Annotated in this window: 1 protein-coding gene; it reads left to right on the forward strand. The window is 45.4% G+C overall.

All coding sequences use genetic code 11. The annotated features are described in order from the left end of the window. The coding region (locus ACR9ZK_RS22800) for a uroporphyrinogen decarboxylase family protein (protein WP_481344201.1) at positions 1 to 251 on the forward strand (251 nt) is incomplete at both ends.

Genomic DNA, 251 nt, shown 5'->3' on the forward strand with positions numbered 1-251 from the left:
ATATGGCACAATCTCCGGTTTCTGCACTAGGTGTAGACTGGACGATCACGCCGGAATTTGCAAGAACGCTTACTAATCATACGATGACCCTTCAGGGGAATTTTGACCCCGCAAGATTGCATTCAACTCCTGAAACGATCAAGAAAATGGTGACTGAAATGACCAACCGCTTCGGAAAAGACCGATATATTGCCAATCTGGGCCACGGAATTTTACCGAATATTCCGGTGGAAAATGCAGAAGCATTCATC

It is taken from the genome of Monashia sp. HAY1-5C (assembly GCF_056755255.1).